The sequence below is a fragment of the Rheinheimera sp. B2H12 genome (genome assembly GCF_059620065.1).
In genome coordinates, this window is record NZ_CM184363.1 from 2,774,036 (window position 1) to 2,796,004 (window position 21,969).

Annotated in this window: 19 protein-coding genes; 15 read left to right on the forward strand and 4 right to left on the reverse strand. The window is 48.9% G+C overall.

Translation table 11 applies throughout. The features are described from left to right. Positions 1–85: 85 nt before the first annotated feature. From glgX to malQ, 3 genes are all read right to left on the reverse strand, one after another. Positions 86–2,152, reverse strand: a complete 2,067-nt coding sequence (glgX, locus tag AC53GJ_RS12000) for a glycogen debranching protein GlgX (RefSeq protein ID WP_496732791.1) — start codon at positions 2,150–2,152, stop codon at positions 86–88. After that, on the reverse strand, positions 2,152–4,323 hold the full coding sequence (gene glgB / locus AC53GJ_RS12005; protein ID WP_496727938.1) for a 1,4-alpha-glucan branching protein GlgB: 2,172 nt from the start codon (positions 4,321–4,323) through the stop codon (positions 2,152–2,154). Before glgB ends, glgX begins: the two co-directional genes overlap by 1 nt. An 84-nt stretch (positions 4,324–4,407) precedes the next feature. Further along, positions 4,408–6,609, reverse strand: coding sequence for a 4-alpha-glucanotransferase (malQ, locus tag AC53GJ_RS12010; protein WP_496727939.1), 2,202 nt, complete (start codon positions 6,607–6,609; stop codon positions 4,408–4,410). 234 nt (positions 6,610–6,843) lie between these two features. On the opposite strand from malQ, the gene gap reads away from it, so the two are divergent. Beyond that, positions 6,844–7,854, forward strand: a complete 1,011-nt coding sequence (gene gap / locus AC53GJ_RS12015) for a type I glyceraldehyde-3-phosphate dehydrogenase (protein ID WP_496727940.1) — start codon at positions 6,844–6,846, stop codon at positions 7,852–7,854. A gap of 111 nt (positions 7,855–7,965) precedes the next feature. Further along, complete coding sequence (locus AC53GJ_RS12020) at positions 7,966–8,805, forward strand: D-hexose-6-phosphate mutarotase (protein WP_496727941.1); 840 nt, start codon at positions 7,966–7,968, stop codon at positions 8,803–8,805. A 9-nt stretch (positions 8,806–8,814) separates the two neighbouring features. On the opposite strand, the gene AC53GJ_RS12025 is transcribed toward AC53GJ_RS12020, so the two are convergent. Continuing rightward, on the reverse strand, positions 8,815–9,216 hold the full coding sequence (locus AC53GJ_RS12025) for a hypothetical protein (RefSeq protein WP_496727942.1): 402 nt from the start codon (positions 9,214–9,216) through the stop codon (positions 8,815–8,817). Positions 9,217–9,516: 300 nt separating this feature from the next. On the opposite strand from AC53GJ_RS12025, the gene ccoN reads away from it, so the two are divergent. From ccoN to AC53GJ_RS12090, 13 genes are all read left to right on the forward strand, one after another. Then, complete coding sequence (gene ccoN, locus AC53GJ_RS12030; RefSeq protein ID WP_496727943.1) at positions 9,517–10,944, forward strand: cytochrome-c oxidase, cbb3-type subunit I; 1,428 nt, start codon at positions 9,517–9,519, stop codon at positions 10,942–10,944. 10 nt (positions 10,945–10,954) lie between these two features. Further along, positions 10,955–11,563 carry a cytochrome-c oxidase, cbb3-type subunit II gene (gene ccoO / locus AC53GJ_RS12035; protein WP_496727944.1) on the forward strand — a complete coding sequence of 203 codons (609 nt, stop codon included), beginning with the start codon at positions 10,955–10,957 and terminating at the stop codon, positions 11,561–11,563. 38 nt (positions 11,564–11,601) lie between these two features. Beyond that, positions 11,602–11,748, forward strand: a complete 147-nt coding sequence (locus AC53GJ_RS12040; protein ID WP_496727945.1) for a cbb3-type cytochrome oxidase subunit 3 — start codon at positions 11,602–11,604, stop codon at positions 11,746–11,748. Further along, on the forward strand, positions 11,741–12,715 hold the full coding sequence (gene ccoP / locus AC53GJ_RS12045; protein WP_496727946.1) for a cytochrome-c oxidase, cbb3-type subunit III: 975 nt from the start codon (positions 11,741–11,743) through the stop codon (positions 12,713–12,715). The genes AC53GJ_RS12040 and ccoP overlap by 8 nt, the downstream gene beginning before the upstream one ends. Before the next feature lie 64 nt (positions 12,716–12,779). Continuing rightward, positions 12,780–13,259 carry a FixH family protein gene (locus AC53GJ_RS12050; RefSeq protein ID WP_496727947.1) on the forward strand — a complete coding sequence of 160 codons (480 nt, stop codon included), beginning with the start codon at positions 12,780–12,782 and terminating at the stop codon, positions 13,257–13,259. A 1-nt stretch (position 13,260) separates the two neighbouring features. Next, the gene (locus AC53GJ_RS12055; protein ID WP_496727948.1) at positions 13,261–15,663 is read left to right on the forward strand and encodes a heavy metal translocating P-type ATPase; all 2,403 of its coding nucleotides are present in this window, start codon (positions 13,261–13,263) and stop codon (positions 15,661–15,663) included. Next, entirely contained in the window at positions 15,660–15,854 is a 195-nt protein-coding gene (ccoS, locus tag AC53GJ_RS12060) for a cbb3-type cytochrome oxidase assembly protein CcoS (RefSeq protein ID WP_496727949.1), read from the forward strand. The genes AC53GJ_RS12055 and ccoS overlap by 4 nt, the downstream gene beginning before the upstream one ends. A 20-nt stretch (positions 15,855–15,874) precedes the next feature. Then, complete coding sequence (locus AC53GJ_RS12065) at positions 15,875–16,549, forward strand: sulfite exporter TauE/SafE family protein (protein ID WP_496727950.1); 675 nt, start codon at positions 15,875–15,877, stop codon at positions 16,547–16,549. Between the two features lie 43 nt (positions 16,550–16,592). After that, a complete protein-coding gene (gene fnr / locus AC53GJ_RS12070) occupies positions 16,593–17,303 on the forward strand; it encodes a fumarate/nitrate reduction transcriptional regulator Fnr (protein ID WP_496727951.1) in 711 nt (236 codons plus the stop codon). Positions 17,304–17,395: 92 nt separating this feature from the next. Further along, a complete protein-coding gene (gene uspE, locus AC53GJ_RS12075) occupies positions 17,396–18,319 on the forward strand; it encodes a universal stress protein UspE (protein WP_496727952.1) in 924 nt (307 codons plus the stop codon). A gap of 159 nt (positions 18,320–18,478) precedes the next feature. Next, entirely contained in the window at positions 18,479–19,408 is a 930-nt protein-coding gene (gene ttcA / locus AC53GJ_RS12080; RefSeq protein ID WP_496727953.1) for a tRNA 2-thiocytidine(32) synthetase TtcA, read from the forward strand. 561 nt (positions 19,409–19,969) lie between these two features. Beyond that, complete coding sequence (locus AC53GJ_RS12085; RefSeq protein ID WP_496727954.1) at positions 19,970–21,598, forward strand: methyl-accepting chemotaxis protein; 1,629 nt, start codon at positions 19,970–19,972, stop codon at positions 21,596–21,598. Positions 21,599–21,789: 191 nt separating this feature from the next. Beyond that, entirely contained in the window at positions 21,790–21,969 is a 180-nt protein-coding gene (locus AC53GJ_RS12090; protein ID WP_496727955.1) for a DUF6435 family protein, read from the forward strand.

Consider the following 21,969-nt stretch of genomic DNA (forward strand, 5'->3'; position numbering starts at 1 on the left):
GGAAAAGCCGCCGACAAAGCAGCTGTCGGTGAAAAAGAATCTGCTGTTCCGACCATCTGCCACTTCGGCTGCATCAGCCGCTCCCTCAGTAAGCCCCTAACTCCAGCCAGATGGATAACGAACAAGACTGTTGCAAATAAGGGAAAGCAGGGTCGTGCAATACCGAGGCAAGGCCTTGCATCACCGCCGTATCCAATACACAACGCCAGCCTGCGCCTGGTAATTGAAAAGGGACATCCAACGGACTGGCATTGATACTGAGCAACAGCTGATGATGTGTCGTGGTATTGCGGATAATAAACTGGCAATAACTCAGCGCATCATGTTGCCAGTCCGAGGCCTGCTTGACGCGCCCATCAGGGTGATACCATTCGATATGATGTTTATCACCATGCAGTACATAAGCATCATCTAATAGTGATAGTTGTTGCAAACAACTAAATTGCTGCCTGAGCTGCACCAGCAGTTTGACAAAGGTTAAAAACTGACTGGCATGATAATCCAATTGCCAGTTCAGCCAGCTCAGTTCGTTGTCCTGACAATAAGCGTTGTTATTGCCTTGCTGGCTATGGCTTAACTCGTCCCCACCCAGCCAATGCACCATGCCCTGGCTAAATAACAATGAGGCTGCCAGATTGCGTTTATGCCGGTAGCGTTTTTCAATAATACTGACATCCTGGGCCGGCCCTTCGACGCCATAATTCAGGCTCAGATTATGATCATGACCATCCCGATTTTGCTCACCATTAAGCCAGTTATGCTTTTGCTGATAACTGACCGCATCCTGTAAGGTAAAACCATCGTGATAGGTCAGATAATTGACAGAACAACAAGCAGCTTTGTGATGTTTCTGGAAAATATCGCGCGAGCCCAACAAGCGGGTGGCGAATTCAGCTAAGGTGCCTTGATCACCGCGCCAGAAACTGCGCATTGAATCGCGGAATTTGTCATTGAGTTCTGACCAATGCGCCGGAAACTGGCCTAACTGATAACCATAAGGTCCGACATCCCAGGGTTCAGCAATCAGTTTAACTCCGGATAACACCGGATCCTGCGCAATGATTTGCAACAAAGCGGCCTGCGGATTAAATCTTTTATGCTCACGGGCCAGAGTGACAGCCAAATCAAAACGAAAGCCATCCACCTGCATTTCAGTCACCCAGTACCTGAGCGCATCCAGCACCATTTTTTGCAGCGCCGTCGAGGTCAGATCCAGCGTATTACCGCAGCCACTATAATTGCTGTAATGTTGATAATCAGTCGTTTCGCCATTACTTTCAAACAGATAATAGTGACGATTAGCCAGTCCTCTGAAACTGAGCTGATAGTTATCCGCTTCAGCTGTGTGGTTAAACACCACATCCAGAATCACTTCAATGCCATGCTGATGATAGGTGCGCACCAGTTGCTTAAATTCCTGCACCGCATCTTCATACTGGTAACGCGGATCTGGCGCAAAAAAATTCAGTGGGTTATAACCCCAGTAGTTGCTCAGCCGCAGTTTTTCCAGCCGTGGTTCTGTCATAAATGCGGCCACTGGCAACAGCTGTACCGTGGTAATGCCAAGTTCCAGCAAATGTTGCAGCACGGCGGGATGATAAAACCCGGCATAGGTGCCGCGTAATTCAGCCGGCACCTCTGGATGTAAGGCTGTCATCCCTTTGATATGGGCTTCATAAATAATGGTTTTTTCGCGCGGGATCGCAGGTTTACGGCTGCCTTGCCAATCGAAAGGCCGCACGTCCAGCACCCCTTTGGCCAGCATATAATGGCTATGGCTATGATACAGCCGCTCATTAAAAACCAGCGCCCGGTTCAGCTGTTTACAATAAGGATCCAACAATAAGCGTTCATCATCAAATAACAAACCTTGCTCAGGCTGGAATGAACCCTGCACTTTCAGGCCATACAAAGTACCAACTGGAATGCCAGCGACTTCAAGATGCCAGATTTCGCCGGTACGGGCTAAAAATGGTAATTCGGCCAGCAGCTCTTCAGTGTCAGGTAAAAACAAACATAATTTCACGCCGGTTGCATCTGGGGCAAACACAGCAAAATTCCAGCGCTGAGCAGCCAACAAGGTAGGCCCAAGCGGTGCCGGCTGACCAAAAGCGCAGCCAAAGGCAGTCACAACCGAAGTTGGCAAGCCCATCATTGCTGGCCACGCCGACGCAGGTAAAGAGTGGCTAAAGGCGGTAGATCCAGTGTCAACTGCCACTGACCAGTCAGCAAGGCTTGCCTGGCCACACAACATTGTCCGACCGGGAAATTACTGCCCCAGTAATAACTGCTGTCTGTATTCAGAATAACCTCATAGTCGCCCTCAGTTGCCACATTCAACAGATGGCCGGGTCTAGGCACCGGGGTAAAATTGCTCACGACATAAACCTGACCACCGCTGCTATCCAGCCGCGCAAACGACAAAGTACTGTGTTCGGCATCCTGATAATCAATCCAGCTAAAACCTGCCGCAGCATGGTCTAACTCATACAAAGGCCGGCAACGCCGGTAAGTATGATTTAAATCCCGGCACAATTGCTGCAAACCACGGTGTTTGTCAAATTCCAGCAAATACCAGGGCAAGCCCTGATTGTGATTCCACTCTGAACCCTGGCCAAATTCATTGCCCATGAAATTTAGTTTTTTGCCAGGATGCGCAAACATAAACGCATAATAAGCGCGTAGATTTGCGGCCTGTTGCCATTCATCGCCCGGCATTTTGTTCAGAATACTACCTTTGCCATGTACCACTTCATCATGCGATAACGGCAGAATAAAGTTTTCATTAAAGGCATAGACCAGTGAAAACGTCAGATCATTGTGGTGGAATTTGCGGTAGGCCGGATCTTTGCTGATATAACGCAGACTGTCATTCATCCAGCCCATATTCCATTTAAAACCAAAACCCAGGCCACCCAAATCAACAGGCCGGCTCACACCGTTAAAAGAGGTCGACTCTTCGGCAATAGTGATGGCTTTGGGGTATTTCTGATAAACCTCAGTGTTCAGCCATTTAAATAAACTGATGGCTTCATAATTGTGATTACCGCCATCGACATTCGGGATCCAGTCGCCCTGTTCGCGCGAATAATCCAGATATAACATTGAGGCAACCGCATCGACCCTTAAACCATCAATATGGAAATAATCTAACCAGAACAAGGCACTGGCGACTAAAAACTGCCGGACATAGTCTTTGCCATAGTCATAAATACAGGAATTCCAGTCCGGATGCCAACCACGGCGTGGATCGGCATATTCATACAAATGGCTGCCATCAAAACGGGCCAGACCATGGCCATCTTCCGGAAAATGCGCTGGTACCCAATCGAGCAACACGCCAATATCGGCTTGGTGGCAAGCGTCGACAAAAGCTTTAAACTGATCCGGACTGCCATATCTGGATGTGACTGCAAACAAGCCAAGCGGCTGATAACCCCAGGAGCCGCTGTACGGATGTTCCATAATCGGCATTAACTCGATATGGGTGTACCCCATGTCTTTAATATAGGGAATTAACTGCGCGGCAAGTTCAGGGTAAGTCAGCGGCGAACCGTCAGCGTGGGTACGCCAGCTGCCGGCATGTAATTCATAAATCGACATCGGACTTTGATAAGGCGCGTGCTGGCGTTGTTGCCAGTCACTATCCTGCCATTGATAGTGCTGATGGTCATACACCAATGAAGCATGCGATGGATACTGTTCGGCAGCAAAGGCCATCGGATCGGCTTTGTGCGGTAATAAATGTCCGGCCGCATCCTTGAGTTCGTATTTATAGCGCACTCCGGCAGCCACTTCAGGCATCACCAGCACCCAATGGCCACAGGCGGTTTTTTCCATTGGGTGGCAACGACCATCCCAGTCATTCATATCGCCAATCAAACTGATGCTGCTGGCATGCGGCGCATACACAGCAAAGCGGGTCGCTTTGATCGACTTTTTCGCCAGTTGCACTGTGATTAACTGAGCGCCCAATTGCCGATACAGATTTTCCGGCTGCATATTGACATAATGCACCGCAAAATAAGCTTCATCTTTAAATTGATAAGGATCAATCAGTTGATATTGATAACTGCCGTTTTGCACCTGTAAATAATAAGGTTCGGTTTTACGTTTACGCGGCAACTGCAGGCAAAAAACACCGGCGACAACATCGTCTGCTGTCAGTTCGCCGAGCAATTTGTCATCGGCCACACTAAAAGCGCTCACTGCAGTTGCTTTGGGTAAATACACCCGGATCAACCAGCCTTTTGCTGCCGGTTGCCAGCCAAGTACATCGAATGGCCGGGCACAACGAACTTCAGGTAACAAAGCAACAGTCATCTCATATCCTTTGAATCTGTATCGTTTAAGTGAAGGTAATATGCTGGAAAAATCCGGCCAGTGCAAGCCACTGACCGGTTCTCGTCATGCTGAATATAAGCCTGAACGACGGCTTGCTGTCAAATTTTGCAGATGCTGGCGTAAATGTGGTTGTGCTTCCAGTTGTTCCAGTGTCACGCTGAGCTTGCGCCGCCAGTTCGGATATTCATCACTGGTGCCCGGGACATTCACAGGCTCGGTCATTTCCAGCCAGTCTTCCAACTGCAGGCATAATAACTGGCAGTTGCCTTTAGCCAAATGTTGCTGCAGCGCAAAATTCAGTGTTCTGTCCATCGCCAGATGCTCGACACTGCGCGGATAATCGGCCGGTAATGCCTGATGTCCGTGCAATGAATCCAGGATCCGTTGTTTCGCCTTGTGCCGGTCAGCATAAAGTCCGGGCAACATAGCTTCAGTATAAAGACCCAGTTCCAGCCCTAACTTTAAGTCAGAGCAATGCCAGAAACCAATCAAGGTCGGCATATCGTGCGTGGTTAATGCCGACATCGCCTGCACCGGATAATGTGCAGTTGAAATATAACCGCCATCTTCGGCCTGGGCAAAAAAGAAAATGCGATACGAATACATGCCAAATTGCTGCAGCAATTCAAAAATACCATCTGGCACAGTGCCTAAATCTTCGCCAATGACCACAGCTTGCTGACGCTGACTTTCCAGCGCCAGAATACCGAGTAAATCCATAATGGGATAATACAGATAAGCCCCTTCCCCTGCACTTTGTGCTCCCTTAGGTACCCACCATAATCTGAGCAAGGCCATCACATGGTCAATCCGCAAGGCACCTGAGTCTTGCATGTTAGCCCGAAACAGTTCAATCATCGGCCGGTAAGCCTGACGGAATAACTGGTAAGGCAACATCGGTGGTAAGCCCCAGTTCTGGCCCTTCGGACCAAGAATATCAGGTGGCGCACCCACACTGGCATCGCGGCAATATAATTCGGCATTGGCCCAAATTTCAGTCGAGGCTTCGCTGACGCCAACGGCCAAATCGCGGTATAAACCCAGTAACATGCCGGCAGCTTTCGCTTGCTGCTGTACCTGCTCCAGTTGTTGCTGGGCGCAAAATTGCAGGTAACTGAAAAATTCGATGTCGTCCTGATGTTCAGCCGCAAAAGCCTGCACTGCTGCGCTGCCTGCCTGCTGATACTGGGCCGGCCAGTTTGGCCAGCCCCAGGCATGCGGGTCCTGCGCTATTAAATGCAGGTGCAAGGCATCATACAAAGCCAACTGCCGTAAACTGGCACCGCCCTGCTGTTTAAAGTTGTCAAAGGCCGCTACCAGCTCAGGATAGTCAGCCTGATGCTCACTGAACCAGTGAAACAGCGTTTTTAATGCCGGTAATTTCAATTGCATCACGCCGCTATAATCGACCAGCGGTTTTTGCCGTTGTAATTGTAATTGTTGCTGAAACTGCGGCGCATTGACTAAAGCGGCCGTCTGCTGACATTGGCCATAACCCGGTAATAACGGCACACTCAAATAAATGATATTGAGCCAACGCCTGGATGATGGGCTGTAAGGGCTGGCAGATTCAGGCATGGCCGGATACAAAGCATGAATAGGGTTTAAGCCGACAAAATCGGCCCCTTGCGCCGCCAGATAACTCACCAATCTGGCTAAATCAGCGAAATCACCGATGCCCCAGTTGCTGTCCGACTTCACGCCGTATAACTGAACTGACACCCCCCACTGTTTTTGTTGCACAAACTGGGTTGGCTGATAACAACGTTCTGGGGTGATGATCAAGGATTGGACAAATTGATCCTGATCATCGGCCAATTGGAATACCAATTGATGATACCCCAGTGGCAACGGCAGACTAAACTGGTAGTCGTACTGTTGATACTCTTCATCATCAAACACCATAGCTGCGGTTAATTCGGCATCTATCGCAGTAAAACTAAAGTGATGAACCTCACCTTGTTCCGTGGTCAGGGTCAGTTGAATAACGGTATGCACATCGTCAATCGGTAACCGGACCTGCACCAGATAACTGTCGGCTTTGGTCTGGACGGACACCGGATCTAACGGCTCCAGCCAGTGTTGTTTTTGCCGTTGCTCCAGTTGCTGACGGGCCAGCACTTCATTATCAGTGGCAAATCCAAGTGCAGTAAGTAGTTTAAGCTGATCCGGCTCGGCGACTTCGGTGGCATTCCCCCAGGCGTCCGTAAAGGCGGTTTCGATACCATTAAACTGAATTAAATCAGCGAGAAGTTGTTTATCCATAGGGGCTCCAAAATCAGATGCGTCGCTTTGTCAGTGCCGGTTTACAGTATAAGAGTCAGATGACAACCCGGCTGTTGCCAACGCAGTATACGTTGGAAAAAATTAGTTTCGATGGCTAAATGCAGTTTTATGTCATTAAATTACATAAATACGATTGCATAACGTTTTTATGCTTGAAAAGTGCTGAAAAACATGTAATTTTACTACACAAATTCTCATTATCAGGGGTATATCATGACTATCCGCGTTGCTATCAATGGTTTTGGCCGGATCGGCCGTAATGTTTTACGTGCTTTGTACGAAAGCAAAAAGGCATACGACATCAAAATCGTCGCCATCAACGATTTAGGCGATGCGGCTATCAATGCTCACCTGCTGAAATACGATACAGCACATGGTATTTTTGCTGCCAATGTTGAACATTCTGACAAAGCTATTTTTGTCAATCAGGATGAAATCCGCACGCTGAGTGAACGCAACCCGGCCAATCTGCCCTGGGCTGAGTTACAAGTCGACGTCGTGCTGGAATGTACCGGCCTTTTTACTGATCGTCAGACCGCTGGCGCGCATTTAACAGCTGGCGCGAAAAAAGTCATCATCTCAGCACCAGCGAAAGATGTTGATGCCACTGTGGTCTATGGCGTTAACCATGACGTGATCACGGCAGATATGACTATTATTTCCAATGCCTCATGCACCACCAACTGTTTGTCACCTATTGCCAAACCACTGAACGACGTACTTGGCATCGAATCAGGCCTGATGACAACTATCCACGCTTATACCAACGATCAGCGTCTGAGTGACGTCTATCATACTGACGTGCGCCGCGCCCGTGCTGCCGCCATGTCGATGATCCCAACCAAAACAGGTGCTGCGGCAGCTGTTGGTTTAGTGGTGCCGGCGTTAAAAGGTAAATTTGATGGTTTAGCCGTGCGGGTGCCAACGCTGAATGTGTCACTGGTTGATTTAACCTTTATTGCCGGTCGCAATACCACGGTTGAAGAAGTCAATGACATTATCCGCCAGGCTGCAGCGCAGTCACCGATGGATCAGGTACTGGCAGTAAATGATTTACCGCTAGTATCGGTCGATTTTAACCACAATCCAATGTCATCTATTTTTGATGCCACTGAAACCCGCGTCAATGGTCGTTTGGTCAAAGTGATGGCCTGGTATGACAATGAATGGGGTTTCAGCAACCGGATGCTGGACAACACCGTTGAGCTGATGAAACACAGCTGAGTTTTTGTTGCGAACATTTCGCAACATCCAATAAAAAAACCAAGGCGGCTGTGACCGCCTTTGTTATGATTGCCGCTTACAGAACTTTCTCACCTTTTCAGGTTGTTTCATATGTCAGACACTATATTCAATGTCACTGGGATCGCCGGACTGGCCGACTTGCCTTGTGATGTGCTGCAATTTGGCCAGGCCTGCGTGGTTGTCAGTCCTTACGGTGCCCATGTACTGTCTTATCAGCCAGAGCCGGGGCAGGAACTGCTCTGGATTTCACCCAAGGCAGTGTGGCAACAGCAAACGCCAATTCGAGGCGGTGTGCCAATCTGCTGGCCATGGTTTGGTGCTGCAGCAAGCGTGTTTCAGACCACAGCGGCGACATTGCCGAACCATGGCCTGGCCCGCACAGCGCTGTGGCAACTGACAGCCAAAGGGCAAGACGCCACGGCCAGCTGGCTCAGATTCAGTCTTGAACTTGCCGCATTACCCTATTGTGCTGAAGCTGTCACGCTGCATTATGATATCCGGTTATCAGAACAGCTGGAACTGACGCTGCATTGTGACAGCCCGGTGCTGCAACAGGCTGCATTACACAGTTATTTTCAGGTGCCGGATAGCCATCAGACCAGAGTCGAGCCATTGCCGTTCCAGTGGCAGGACAAAGTAGCCCAGGACAACTTATGCAGTGAACAGAGCTGGTTGCAATTTAGCGGCGAAATCGACCGGATTTATCAATCAACGTCGGAAAAACTGAAACTCAGCGCCAGTTCGTTGCAGCTTACCCTGCAACAGCAAGGTCATGATGCTTCAGTGTTATGGAATCCAGGCGCTGAGCGCAGTCGCAAAGTGCCAGATTTAGCCGCGGATAGTTACCAACATTTTGTTTGTGTTGAAACCGCCAAACTGGCACTGACTGCAGCCCCCCTGCACTTGCGGCAAGTGATCAAAGCTAGTTAACCAGTTGGGTTAATACAGACTGGAAATAAATTGATCTTCCAGTTGTATTTTCTGACCCGCCACAGTGGTCAATTCCAGCGTGAGCCGCCAGCGCATCTGCGGCTCGGTGCAAGCACCGAGCATAAACTGACTTTGCCAGCGTTGGCTGGCCACATCAAAACTGAAACTAAGCGGGATTTGCCCCATATAGTTACTGATACCTTCAATCTTACCTTTGGCACTGACAATCGGCTGGGCTGGAGTTAATTGCAGGGTTAGCAGTGATTCCACCGGCAGCCTGGCCGGGCTGTATTCAAGCTGATGGCCGGCAATCTGGACCTGATGCGTCAAAGCCAGACTCGGCACCGCAACATCATCAGGCTGACAAGCAAGCAGTAACAATAACGCAGTTAACGAAAATATAAGTCTCATAACATCAGTTCAACATCAAGCCGGGTTTTGCTAAATGTGGTTATTGTACACCTTTTTATCCCCGACTGAGAAAATGGCCGGATGCTGCGTAAAAACTGTACAGCAACATTGTTCTACATCATAAAACTGGCGTGTTCACCTATCTTTTTAGGGGTAAAACTCGTATTATCGCGCCCAAAGATTGGCAGGCAAAACAAGGCTGTTTTCAACAAAGCTTGCTAGACTGTCAATCTATTATAAGAAGGGTCGCCCCCAAGGGTGTGTTTTACTAACTAGCAAAAAACTGCAGCGGAACTCAACATGAGCCAGACCAAATCGTTAAATGTTGACTACAACTACACGGTTGTCCGCCTCTTTGCCCTCACTACGGTGTTATGGGGTATAGTCGGCATGAGCGTGGGTGTATTATTAGCGGCACAATTATATTGGCCAGCACTGAACTTCGACACAGCATGGCTGACTTATAGCCGCCTTCGTCCTCTTCATACCAATGCGGTAATTTTCGCCTTTGGTACCAGCGCCTTGTTCGCAACTTCTTATTATGTGGTACAACGTACCTGTCAGGTCCGGCTTTATGCGGAAAAACTGGCGATGTTTACCTTTATCGGCTGGCAAATTGTCATTATCGCTGCTGCCATTACCCTACCTCAGGGCATTAGCCAGAGCAAAGAGTACGCTGAACTGGAATGGCCAATCGATTTATTGATTGCAGTGGTCTGGATCAGCTATGCAGTGGTATTTTTTGGCACCATGATTAAACGTAATACCAGCCATATCTATGTTGCTAACTGGTTCTACGGTGGTTTTATTATTACCGTTGCTGCACTGCATATCGTCAACAGCATGGTGATCCCGGTTTCTTTAACCAAATCTTATTCTATCTACGGCGGTGCCGTCGATGCGATGGTGCAATGGTGGTACGGGCACAACGCGGTAGGTTTCCTGCTGACTGCCGGTTTCCTGGGGATGATGTACTACTTTGTACCAAAACAAGCTGGCCGTCCGGTCTATTCATACCGCTTATCAGTGGTGCACTTCTGGGCACTGATCGCGTTATACATCTGGGCTGGTTCACACCACTTACATTACACTGCCTTACCTGACTGGACTCAGTCTGTTGGTATGGTGATGTCAGTCATTCTGTTTGTCCCAAGCTGGGGTGGCATGATCAACGGTATCATGACGCTGTCTGGCGCCTGGCATAAACTGAAAACAGACCCGATTTTACGTTTCCTGATCGTCTCGTTATCTTTCTACGGCATGTCAACCTTTGAAGGTCCGATGATGGCTATCAAGTCGGTTAATGCGCTGTCTCACTACACTGACTGGACCGTTGGTCACGTTCACTCAGGTGCTTTAGGCTGGGTAGCGATGGTGTCTATCGGTGCTTTGTATCACTTAATCCCGGCAGTCTTTGGTCAAGGCCGGATGTACAGTGTCAAACTGGTCAATACCCACTTCTGGTTACACACCACAGGCGTCGTGCTGTATATCGTTGCCATGTGGATCAGCGGTATTATGCAAGGCATGATGTGGCGTGCGGTCAACACTGACGGTACTCTGACTTACAGCTTCGTTCAATCGCTGGAAGCCTCTTATCCGTTCTACCTGATGCGCTTTATTGGTGGTGTGTTTGTGGTCACAGGTATGCTGGTGATGGCGTACAACGTGATTAAAACAGTCCGTGCCAAAGAAGGCGTGTTAGAGCCAGTAGCTGAAGCGGCCTAAGGAGCTTATTGTGTCTAAGAATTATCATGAAAAAGTAGAAAAAAGCGCCGGCTGGCTGGCTATTCTGACCGTGGTTGCCATTAGTTTTGGTACCCTGGTTGAAATTACGCCGCTGATGTTTATCAAAGATACCACCACCCCGGTTGATGGCCTGAAGCCATATACCGCGCTGCAGATGGAAGGCCGTGATATCTTTATCCGCGAAGGCTGTACTAACTGCCACAGTCAGATGATCCGCCCGTTCCGGCATGAAGTGGAACGTTATGGTCATTATTCAGTTGCCGGCGAGAGCATCTGGGAACACCCGTTCCTGTGGGGCTCGAAAAGGACTGGTCCTGATTTGGCGCGGGTTGGTGGTCGTTACAGCGATGACTGGCACTATGCTCACTTAATGGATCCACGTTCTGTTGTACCACAGTCCAACATGCCAGCTTATCCATGGCTGGAAACCAATGTGCTGGACGGTAAGTTAACTGCGAAAAAGCTGGAAATTTTCCGCTCATTTGGCGTGCCTTACACTGACGAAGATATCGCTGGTGCTGAAGCTGCCGTGAAAGGGAAAAAAGAAATTGACGCCCTGATTGCTTACCTGCAATCACTCGGCACAGCGTTGAAGTAAGCCTTATGGATTACGCAACTATACACAGCTTTTACACCGTGATTATATTTGCGGCTTTTATCGGTCTGCTGATTTGGGTCTTCCTGATCAAACGCAAACCTGATTTTGATGATGCAGCGAACGCGATTTTCGCTGACGAAAAAAAGCCGCAAAAACAACAACAACAGGAGTCGGATCATGAGTAGCTTTTGGAGTGCTTGGATCATTGTTTTAACTATCGCATGTATTGTGCTTTGCACCGTGTTGCTGACGTGGAACCTGAAAAACCACGTTGGCGTGCCGGAAGGTGAAACTACTGGTCACGAGTTTGATGGCATTGAAGAAATCAACAATCCACTGCCAAAATGGTGGACCATTATGTTTTACGCCACCATCGTCTGGTCGGTGTTTTACTTCGCAGCTTATCCTGGTTTAGGCAACTGGAAAGGTTTGCTGGGCTGGACCAGCTCGAATCAGGGTATTACTTCACTGGCAGAATCCAAAGCTGCGATTGAAGCAAACAAAACTGCTGGTACCCTGTCAGAGCTGGACCGCGAATATGCTAAAGCAGAAAAAACCTTTGCGGTGGAATTTGCTAAATATACCAGCCGTCCGGTGGAAGAACTGGCCTATGACCCACAGGCTTTAAAAGTTGGTCAGCGGTTATTCCTGCAAAACTGCGCTCAGTGTCATGGTTCAGATGCCCGTGGTCAACGTGGTTTCCCGAACCTGACTGACAATGACTGGTTGTATGGCGGTACTGTCGATAAGATCAAAGAGACCTTATTACACGGCCGTAAAGCAGCCATGCCAGCCTGGGGTGATGCTTTAGGTGAACAAGGCGTGAAAGAAATGACCGCTTATGTGTTAAGTTTGTCTGGCCGTAAAGTCAATGACAAAGACGCTGAAGCTGGTAAAGCCAAGTTTGGCATGTGCGCCGCCTGTCACGGTGCCGATGGCAAAGGCAGTCTGGCGCATAATCTGCCATTTGGCGCGCCAAATCTGACCGATACCATTTGGTTATATGGTGGCTCTGCCGGCAGTATCGAACAAACGCTGTTAAAAGGCCGTAACGGTCAGATGCCAGCCTTTAAAGATACGCTGGGTGAAGATAAGATCCATGTAATCGCTGCTTACGTTTACCGTCTGTCCCGTCCGGACGACACTAAATAACAGTGCAGTAACTGCTGTGATAAGCCCCGGGAACGGGGCTTATTGTTATCAGCTGAGGTGAACAATGCTCGTAAAACCCTGGTATAAACAATTCTGGCCCTGGTTACTGATCGCTATCCCAATTGCGACTGTGCTGAAAAGCGGCCACACCATCTATTTGATGAACCAACAAAGCCCCGATCTGGTAATTGATGATTATTATGCCGAAGGCAAAGCCATCAATATGAATCTGGCGAAATTCCGTGAAGCCGCCCTTCGCAACCTGCAGGGTCATATCTTACTGGCCGGCAATAAAGCGATAGTCCGATTTGAAAAAAATGTCGCTCTGGACCAGGCACTTACATTGCAGTTCGTCCATAACACTGTGGCTGCCAAGGACTTTACCGTCAAAGCCGAGCGCAGTGGAGAAAACCTGTTTGTGGCAGAATTACCAGCCACTTTAACCGGCAAATGGAATTTACTGGTGACGGATGACAGTCAGCAATGGAAATTACGCAGCACGATGATGTTGCCGCAAACGACTGAAATCAAGCTGACGTATTAATATGCCCGAAACCTCCGTAGTCGCTTGTTTTCATTGCGCTGAAGCAGTGCCAGCCGGCAGCAATTACAGCTTGTTATTTGATGGTCAGATGCGGCAATTTTGCTGCCCTGGCTGTCATGCTGTCGCCGAAACCATTATCGAGCAGGGTTTGGCGGATTACTACCGCTTTCGCACCAGCCCGGCCAGCAAAGCCAGTCCCCTGCCCGACAAATTGCAACAGCAACTGCAAAGTTATGACAACGCCGAAGTGCTGGGTGATTTATCCAGCCGTGATGGTGACTGGCAACAGGTTGAACTCTCGATTAGCGGCATGAGTTGCGCGGCCTGCGCCTGGCTGATTGAAAAACAACTGACGCAAGATCCAGCTATTGCCAAAGTATCGGTCAATTCCGGCACCGCACGCTGTGCTTTACGCTGGGATCCGGCACAAACCAAACTCAGCACCATCTTAGGGCGGATTGCCCAATTGGGTTATCAGGCAAGCCCTTATATCAGCGATCAGGAAGAACAAAGTTACCAGCAGGAAATGAGCGCTTACCTCAAACGGTTGGCTGTATCCGGCATTATGTCAATGCAAGTGATGATGCTGGCCTTTGGCTTGTATTTTGGTGATTACACCGGCATCGAACAGCAATATGAAGGTTATTTACGCTGGATCAGTCTATTCCTGACCTTGCCTGTGATGTTTTTTGCCGCCGCACCTTTTAGTAAAAGTGCCTGGCGGGCACTGCGCAGCAAAGAGCTGAATATGGACGTGCCGATAGTACTGGCGCTGTATTACACCTTTGCCGCCTCCACCTATGGCACCATCACCCATAGTGGTGAAGTGTATTTTGAATCCGTCTGCATGTTTGTTTTTCTGCTGCAGTTGGGTAAGTTTTTTGAATTCCGCGCCCGCAAACAAGCGCGGGATGCGACCAGTAATTTGTTGAAAATTATGCCGGTTACTGCCCAGTTATGGGATGGCGAGCAAGCGATTGGCACTTCAGCCCGCAGGCTGCAAGCCGGTGATCTGATCCTGGTCAAAGCGGGCGAAACCCTGCCGGCCGATGGGATCATCAATCAAGGCAGCAGCAGTGTTGATGAGTCCATGCTGACCGGTGAATACCGCGCTGTGGCAAAACAAAGCGGTGATCAGGTGCTGGCAGGCTCGGTCAATCATGACGGCGTCCTGATCATTGAAGTCAGTAAAGCCCTGACCGAATCAAGGCTCGGCCAAATCATTCAACTGCAGCAGCAAACCCTGCATCAGAAACCTCAATTACTTGAAAAGACTGACAAAATCGCTCGTTTTTTTGTGCAGCGTTTACTGGTAATTGCCACTTTAACCTTTGGTGTCTGGTACTTTTTTATTGATGCGGATCGGGCTTTTTGGGTGACCTTGTCGGTGCTGGTTGCCACCTGCCCTTGCGCCTTGAGTCTGGCCACCCCAACCGCTATTACTTGTGCCCTGGCGCGGCTCAATCGCAAAGGCATTCTGATTAAAAACCAGCAAGTACTGGAGTTTTTACCCAGGTTAAGCCGGTTGTTTTTTGATAAAACCGGCACTTTAACCGCCGGTCAATTCAGTATTGCCCGTATTAAGCAATGCCAGACTGAATTTAGCGAAGCGCAACTACTGGATCTGATAGCCAACTTAGAGGCCTATTCTGAGCACCCGATTGGCCGGGCTTTTGCACCATTTTTACAACAACGACTGACCTTGACCGAGGTCGAGCTAGTGGTTGGCAGTGGTATCAAGGCAAAGTGGTTAAGCAATTCAGGTCCACGGCTGTTACAGATCGGCAACGCCGCGTTTTGCCAGCAACAGGCTCAAGCCGATATGCAGGTGTATTTTTGTATCGATGGCCAGTTACATGCGCAATTGCAGCTGGCCGATGCGTTAAGAGCAGAAATACCGGCGCTGATCCCAGCGCTCAATGCCTTAGGTATTCGCTGTGGCATTCTGACCGGAGATAGCTCAGATCAGGCTGAACAGATAGCGAAACAACTTGGCATCACTGATTTAACCAAATCCTGTAGCCCGGAACAAAAAGTTGCTCAGATAAGCAACGCAGTGGCGCAAGGTGATATAGTGCTGATGGTCGGTGATGGTATCAATGACAGTCCTAGTTTTCATGCCGCCCACGTTTCGGTGGCGCTGGACAGTGGCACTGATTTATCGAAAAATCAGGCTGATGTGGTGTTATTGCACAATGACCTGAGCCTGCTGACTGAACTGATCAGCGGGGCCCAATTGGCGAAAAAAGTCGTGCGGCAAAATCTGGCTTGGGCTGTTGGTTACAATCTGGTGATCATACCGCTGGCGGTTTGTGGTTTTGTTTCTCCTTACATCGCGGTGATTGGGATGTCTTTTAGCTCTTTGCTGGTGGTATCCAATTCTTTGAGGTTATTAAAACAATGAGCATTATTTATGTGCTGATCCCAATCGCAGTGCTGTTTGTGATGATTGGCCTGGCGGTGTTTTTCTGGGCTGTGCGCTCGAAACAATTTGATGATCTCGACAAAGAAGCTTTTAGTATTTTATTTGATGAAAAAAAACCTGCGGCTGTGCAAAAACCAACCCCGGCTGAGCCGGCAAAACAACCAGACTAAGCCGGCTTGGAACCGACCGCATGACTGAACCACTGAACTTTGCTGCTGCAGTGCTGATTGGACTGCTGGGCAGTGGTCATTGCCTGGTGATGTGCGGCGGCATTGTCAGTGCCTTGCAATTGTTAATGCCTGATCAAAGTCAGAAGCTTAAGTTACAACTGGCTCTCAGCGCAGGTCGCTTATTGTGTTACAGCCTGCTGGGTGCGCTGGTCGGTGCCCTTGGCGTGCTGGCGATGCAGCTGGCCGGCGGTACTATGCACAGTTTGCGTTTATTATCCGGTCTGATGTTGCTCCTGATGGCGCTTTATGTCAGTAAGCTCTGGCCGGTGCTGGCACTGCTGGAACAAGCGGGTCGCCCGCTCTGGCGTCTGATCCAACCCTGGACCCGCCGGTTGTTGCCGCTCAATAGCCCCGGCAAAGCCCTGGCTTATGGTCTGGGTTGGGGTTTATTGCCCTGCGGTCTGGTCTACTCCAGTTTAAGCTGGAGTCTGGCTAGTGGCTCCGCCTGGCAAGGGGCGCTGTGGATGCTTTGTTTTGGTATTGGCACCTTACCGGCATTATTGCTGGCAGGCCAGGCCGCCACTGCGCTCAATCAATTTAAACAACAGCGCTGGGTACGCTGGAGTATTGCCGCCATGCTGGCACTTTACGGACTCTATACAATTTACCTTGCACTGGCGCATTTAGTTTTTTAAGCTGTGCTGGTATTTTTTTGGCTATAAAATGGAAAACCAACCGATGAGCGCGATTAACTGCCAGGATTGTGGCTTTAGCCAGTTATGTTTGCCGTTTTCTCTGAATGATGCCGAGCTGGATAAGCTGGACCATATTATTCAGCGCAAACGCCCTTCGCACAAAGGTGATCATCTGTTTGAAGCAGGTAAACCCTTGCATGCTCTTTATGCGGTTCGTACCGGTTCGTTTAAAACCTACACCCTGTCCGAACAGGGTGAAGAGCAAATTACCGGTTTTCATCTGCCTGGTGATGTGATTGGTTTTGATGCTATCGGCAATCAGTGCCATCCAAGTTATGCCATGGCGCTTGAAACAGCCATGGTCTGTGAAATCCCTTATCAGAATTTGGATAATTTACTGGATCAACTGCCTAAATTGCGGCAACAACTGATGAGGCTGATGAGTCAGGATATCTCTGGCGATCAGCAGATGATGTTGTTATTAAACCGGAAAACCGCAGAAGAAAAATTAGCCGCATTTTTAACCAATCTGGCGCAACGTTTTGGCAATCGTGGTTTTTCCCGCAAAGAATTCCGCTTGACGATGACCCGCGGTGAAATTGGTAACTACCTGGGTCTGACGGTAGAAACTATCAGCCGGCTGCTTGGTCGTTTTCATAAAGACGAGCTTATTCATGTTGATGGCAAACTGATCGTGATTAGCAATTTTGATGAACTGAGCAAAATTGGCGGCATCAGTAAAACGCCCTGTTAAGCAAGGCTTTGATCTAAACCAAGGTTTGTCACTGCAGACTCCGGTAACTTAGCTAAACTGTATTGGTCAGTTGGTTTATAAGGAGATCTGCAATGGCAACATATCAGGATGTACTGGTGGTGCTTGACCCCAGTCAGGAAACGCAAAAAGCACTGGACCGTGCCATCGAATTATCCACCCACACAGCCTGTCACCTTACCGCTTTTTTATCCATTTACGATTTCTCTTATGAGATGACTACCATGTTATCCGGCGAAGAACGGGAGTCAATGCGCCAGGCCGTGATCACCGACCGTGAGCTTTGGATTGAACAACTGCTGGCCCCAGCCCGGCAAAAAGGGATTAATGCCAGTATCAAAGTGGTGTGGCATAACAGACCCTTTGAAGCCATCGTGAAAACAGTGCAGGATCATGGCTATGATTTGGTGATCAAAGCGACCCATCAGCATGATGTGCTGAAATCACTGATTTTCACCCCAACCGACTGGCATATCCTGAGAAAATGCCCCTGCCCGGTATTATTGGTCAAAGAACATGCCTGGCCTGCTGCTGGCCATATTCTGGCGGCAGTGAATGCAGGTAGTGAACAACCGCATCATAAATCGCTGAATCAGCTGATTATCCGCCAGGCGCAAGCGATGGCGACTTTATTAGGTGCCACAGTCCATCTGGTCAACGCCTATCCCGGTACCCCTATTCATGTGGCAATTGAAATTCCGGAATTTAATCCGGCTGAATATAATGACAGCATGAAACATCATCATCAGGATGCAGTCCGTGCTTTGGCGCAAAATTATGGCATCAGCCCGCAATGTACCCATGTCCTCGAAGGCATGCCAGAAGATGTGATCCCGAAAGTTGCCCGCAGCATTGATGCCGAAATGGTGATTATTGGCACTGTCGGCAGAACAGGTTTATCTGCTGCTATCATTGGTAACACCGCTGAGCATGTGATAGACCGGCTAGAATGCGATATCCTGGCGTTAAAGCCTGACAAGGATGTAACAGCGTCCTGACCGTGCCAGCCCTCAGCGACTAACCACTGTGGGGCTGGCTGTCCGAGCCTTGTTTCATGCCCACTTCCGGCCATGTCGGCAAAATTGCTGCTCTGAAGCTGATTGGCAAAGTCTGCCGATCCGTTATAATGTGCGCCATTTTTCCCAACAGGTGTTGTTATGTCTCACTCGGCTGAAGCGAAAGCTCAATATAATCTGAACAAATTACACAAACGTCTGCGTCGTGGTGTGGGTCAGGCCATTGCTGACTTCGGCATGATCGAAGAAGGCGATAAAGTGATGGTTTGTTTGTCCGGTGGTAAAGACAGTTACACCTTACTGGATATCCTGCTGAATCTACAGCAATCTGCCCCGATCAATTTTTCGCTGGTGGCGGTCAATCTGGATCAAAAGCAACCTGGTTTTCCAGCCGAGGTGCTGCCAGCTTATCTGAGTCAGCTTGGCGTTAATTTTCAAATCGTCACTGAAGACACTTACGCTATCGTCAAAGAAAAAATTCCGGAAGGAAAAACCACTTGTTCTTTATGCTCGCGGCTGCGTCGTGGCATTTTATATCGCACCGCAAAAGAGCTGGGCGCGACCAAAATTGCGCTCGGACATCACCGTGATGACATGATTGAAACAATGTTTTTAAACATGTTTTATGGTGGCAAACTGAAATCAATGCCACCAAAGTTACAAAGTGACAATGGCGAACATATCGTGATCCGGCCGCTGGCTTATTGCCGGGAAAAAGATATTGAAAAATACTCCGACGCGAAACAGTTCCCGATCATCCCTTGTAACCTCTGTGGTTCACAAGATGGTTTACAGCGCCAGGTGGTGAAAGAAATGCTGCAGGACTGGGACAAACGTTTCCCAGGCCGGATTGAAACTATGTTTCAGGCCATGCAGAACATTGTACCTTCCCATATGATTGATAAAAATCTATTTGATTTTAAAGCTGTCAGTCACAACACTGATGTGATGGAAGGTGATACCGCTTTTGATAAGGTTGCTGTGCCGGCGATTCCGGTTGGCCTGCTGGCTGAAGACGAAGAAGACATCGCGACATCGGCTGTGATGGTACAAAAACTCGAGCTGGTCTAACACCCGCCTTCATCTGAGTCGTGCCTGCCATGAACCGCTCATCCTAAACTGCTGCTTTATCTACCATGTCCTGTAGCTCGGATTCGCCGCATAGCAGCAGTCCGAGCTACGATTGAACAGAATCCTAACCTATTGATTTAAAATACACGAATGGATCTACGCGCGGCGTGCGACGCGCGGCGTCCGACCCTCTGCATAGCACTGCGGTGATCCTTCGCGCTTCGCTGGCTATGCTGCGAACATCCATCGATAAAATCAATTAAATCTCACCATTTTATGCGTTAGATAGTGCAACCATTGTTCGTTAGTATCTAGCGGCCTCAGGGTTTTACTGTGAGCAATCAGCAGGTGTCGTAATTTTTAACTTCAAAGCCCGGATTTGGCGCATACTGCGAAGCTCTGTTAATTTGCGCTCAGCGTGAACAACACAAGGGCAACACCGAGGTCAGCTTTCGGCTTTGACTTCGCCAGTCGTTCATCACAAGGCTGTTTCAGGCAAAGCGACCTGCACAGAGCGGACAAAGGCTGATGTTTTTTACGTTTAAATGAGACAAGGTGCATATGAAAATAATTAAACGTCTTTATACAGGTTTTGCTTTTCTGCTGGTCATTATGCTGGGGATCACGATTTTAGGCTTGGTGAAAATCGGCATCGCTAATGACAATTTAACTCAGTTATCTGAACAAACTGCGATAGAGCAGCGCCAAACTATTAATTTTCGTGGCAGCGTGCATGACAGAGCCATTTCAATTCGCGATGTGGTGCTGGCAGCAAACATGGAAAGCGCCAAAAGCCACCAGCAAGACATCATCAGACTGAATAACTTTTATCAGCAGGCTGCCAGTACGCTGGATCAGTTATTTATGAAAAATATGCCAAGTTCAGTAGAAATGTCACTGCTCAAAGATATTCAGCAGACAGAGCAACTGACTGTGGCCAACACGGCTCAATTATTGACCATGCTTGACAATGATCAGTCGGCAGCAGCGAAACAATTTCTGCAAGACACCGTCTCACCAGGCTATAGCGAGTGGCTTAAACGCATCAATAAATTAATTGATGTCCAGGAAAGTAAAATACAACAAGAAGTGAAAGCTGCTCGGGAACAAACCAATAGTTTTCAATCGATTATGACTACAGTCACCTTAATCGCGCTGATTGTTGGTGCTGTTGTCGCGGTGCATCTGGTCAGCGCTTTAAAGCGCATTATCGGTGGCGAACCTGAGTATGCTGCCCTGGTAATTAATCAGATCACTGCAGGTGATTTAACGGTGAGTGTGAGCGCGAGTGGAGAGCATAGTATTTTAACTGCAGTCAAACATCTGACCCAGCACCTGACGCAGATGACCAATAATTCGATGCGTGCTGCCGCCGAGTTATTAGTGGCTTCCAGCGCCTTGTTACATACCTCAAAACAAAACGAGTTGTTAACCGGTAATCAAAAGCTGGAAACTGAACAAGGTGCCAGCGCCGTCACGCAGATGTCAGCGACAGTGCTGGAAGTAGCGAATCACACCAGTGCAGCAGCAAGTTTAGCTCAAACAGCCATGGATGAGTTTAGTGCGGGTCAGCAAGAGGTTAGCAAAACGCAGCAAAGTATTAATGCCCTTGCCGATAAAGTCAGCGAAGCTGCTGATGTTATTCACAATTTGTCAGAAGATGGCCGGCAGATTGGCACTGTATTAGAGGTGATCCAGGGCATCGCAGAGCAGACGAATTTATTAGCGCTAAATGCTGCAATTGAAGCGGCAAGAGCTGGCGAACAAGGTCGCGGTTTTGCAGTGGTGGCAGATGAAGTGCGTAATCTGGCGCGCCGGACTCAGGAATCGACCCGCCAGATCCAGGCTGTGATTGAAAAAATGCAACAGAGTTCGACTCTGGCGGTGAAAGTGATGAATGAAGGCAAGCAGCAGGCACAGCTGAGTGTGCAACAAGCGCGTTGTGCCGGTGACTCCTTAGATGTGATCAATTTGTCAGTCACCCGGATCAATGATATGAACATGCAAATAGCCACTGCAGCCGAAGAACAATCTGTGGTTGCCACCGAGATCAACAGAAACTTTAGTCAGATCACCCAGTCAGCCCTGAAGGCCGAACATGAGGCAACCAAAATTACCGATGCCAGCAATCAGTTAACCGCCTTGGCCAGCAAACTTGAATCTAATGTCAAACAGTTCAAAATCAGTTAAAGGTTTGATTCTGGCACCAGAGCAGCAGCGGATGCAAGCCGCCGGACTGTCCCTGTTTGCAAGGGCAGTCCAGCTGGCGCAGGCTGTCGCTGGCGAGCGGAATAAATAACTTTGCGATCGGACTGACCATCCCGCCTCTGTCTTACGTATACCGAGCATCATGTTCAGACAACAATGCAGGATTGAGAGTGATGTTCAGTTTTTTTAAGCGCGACCCGGTGAAAAAATTACGTCAGCAGTATGATGCAAAAGCAGAGCAAGCCATGCTGGCACAACGCAAAGGTGATATGCGGTTATTTGCCGATTTAACCGCAGAGGCAGAAGCGTTGTGGCAGCAGTTGGAAACATTGCAAACCGGGCGCAGCCAATAA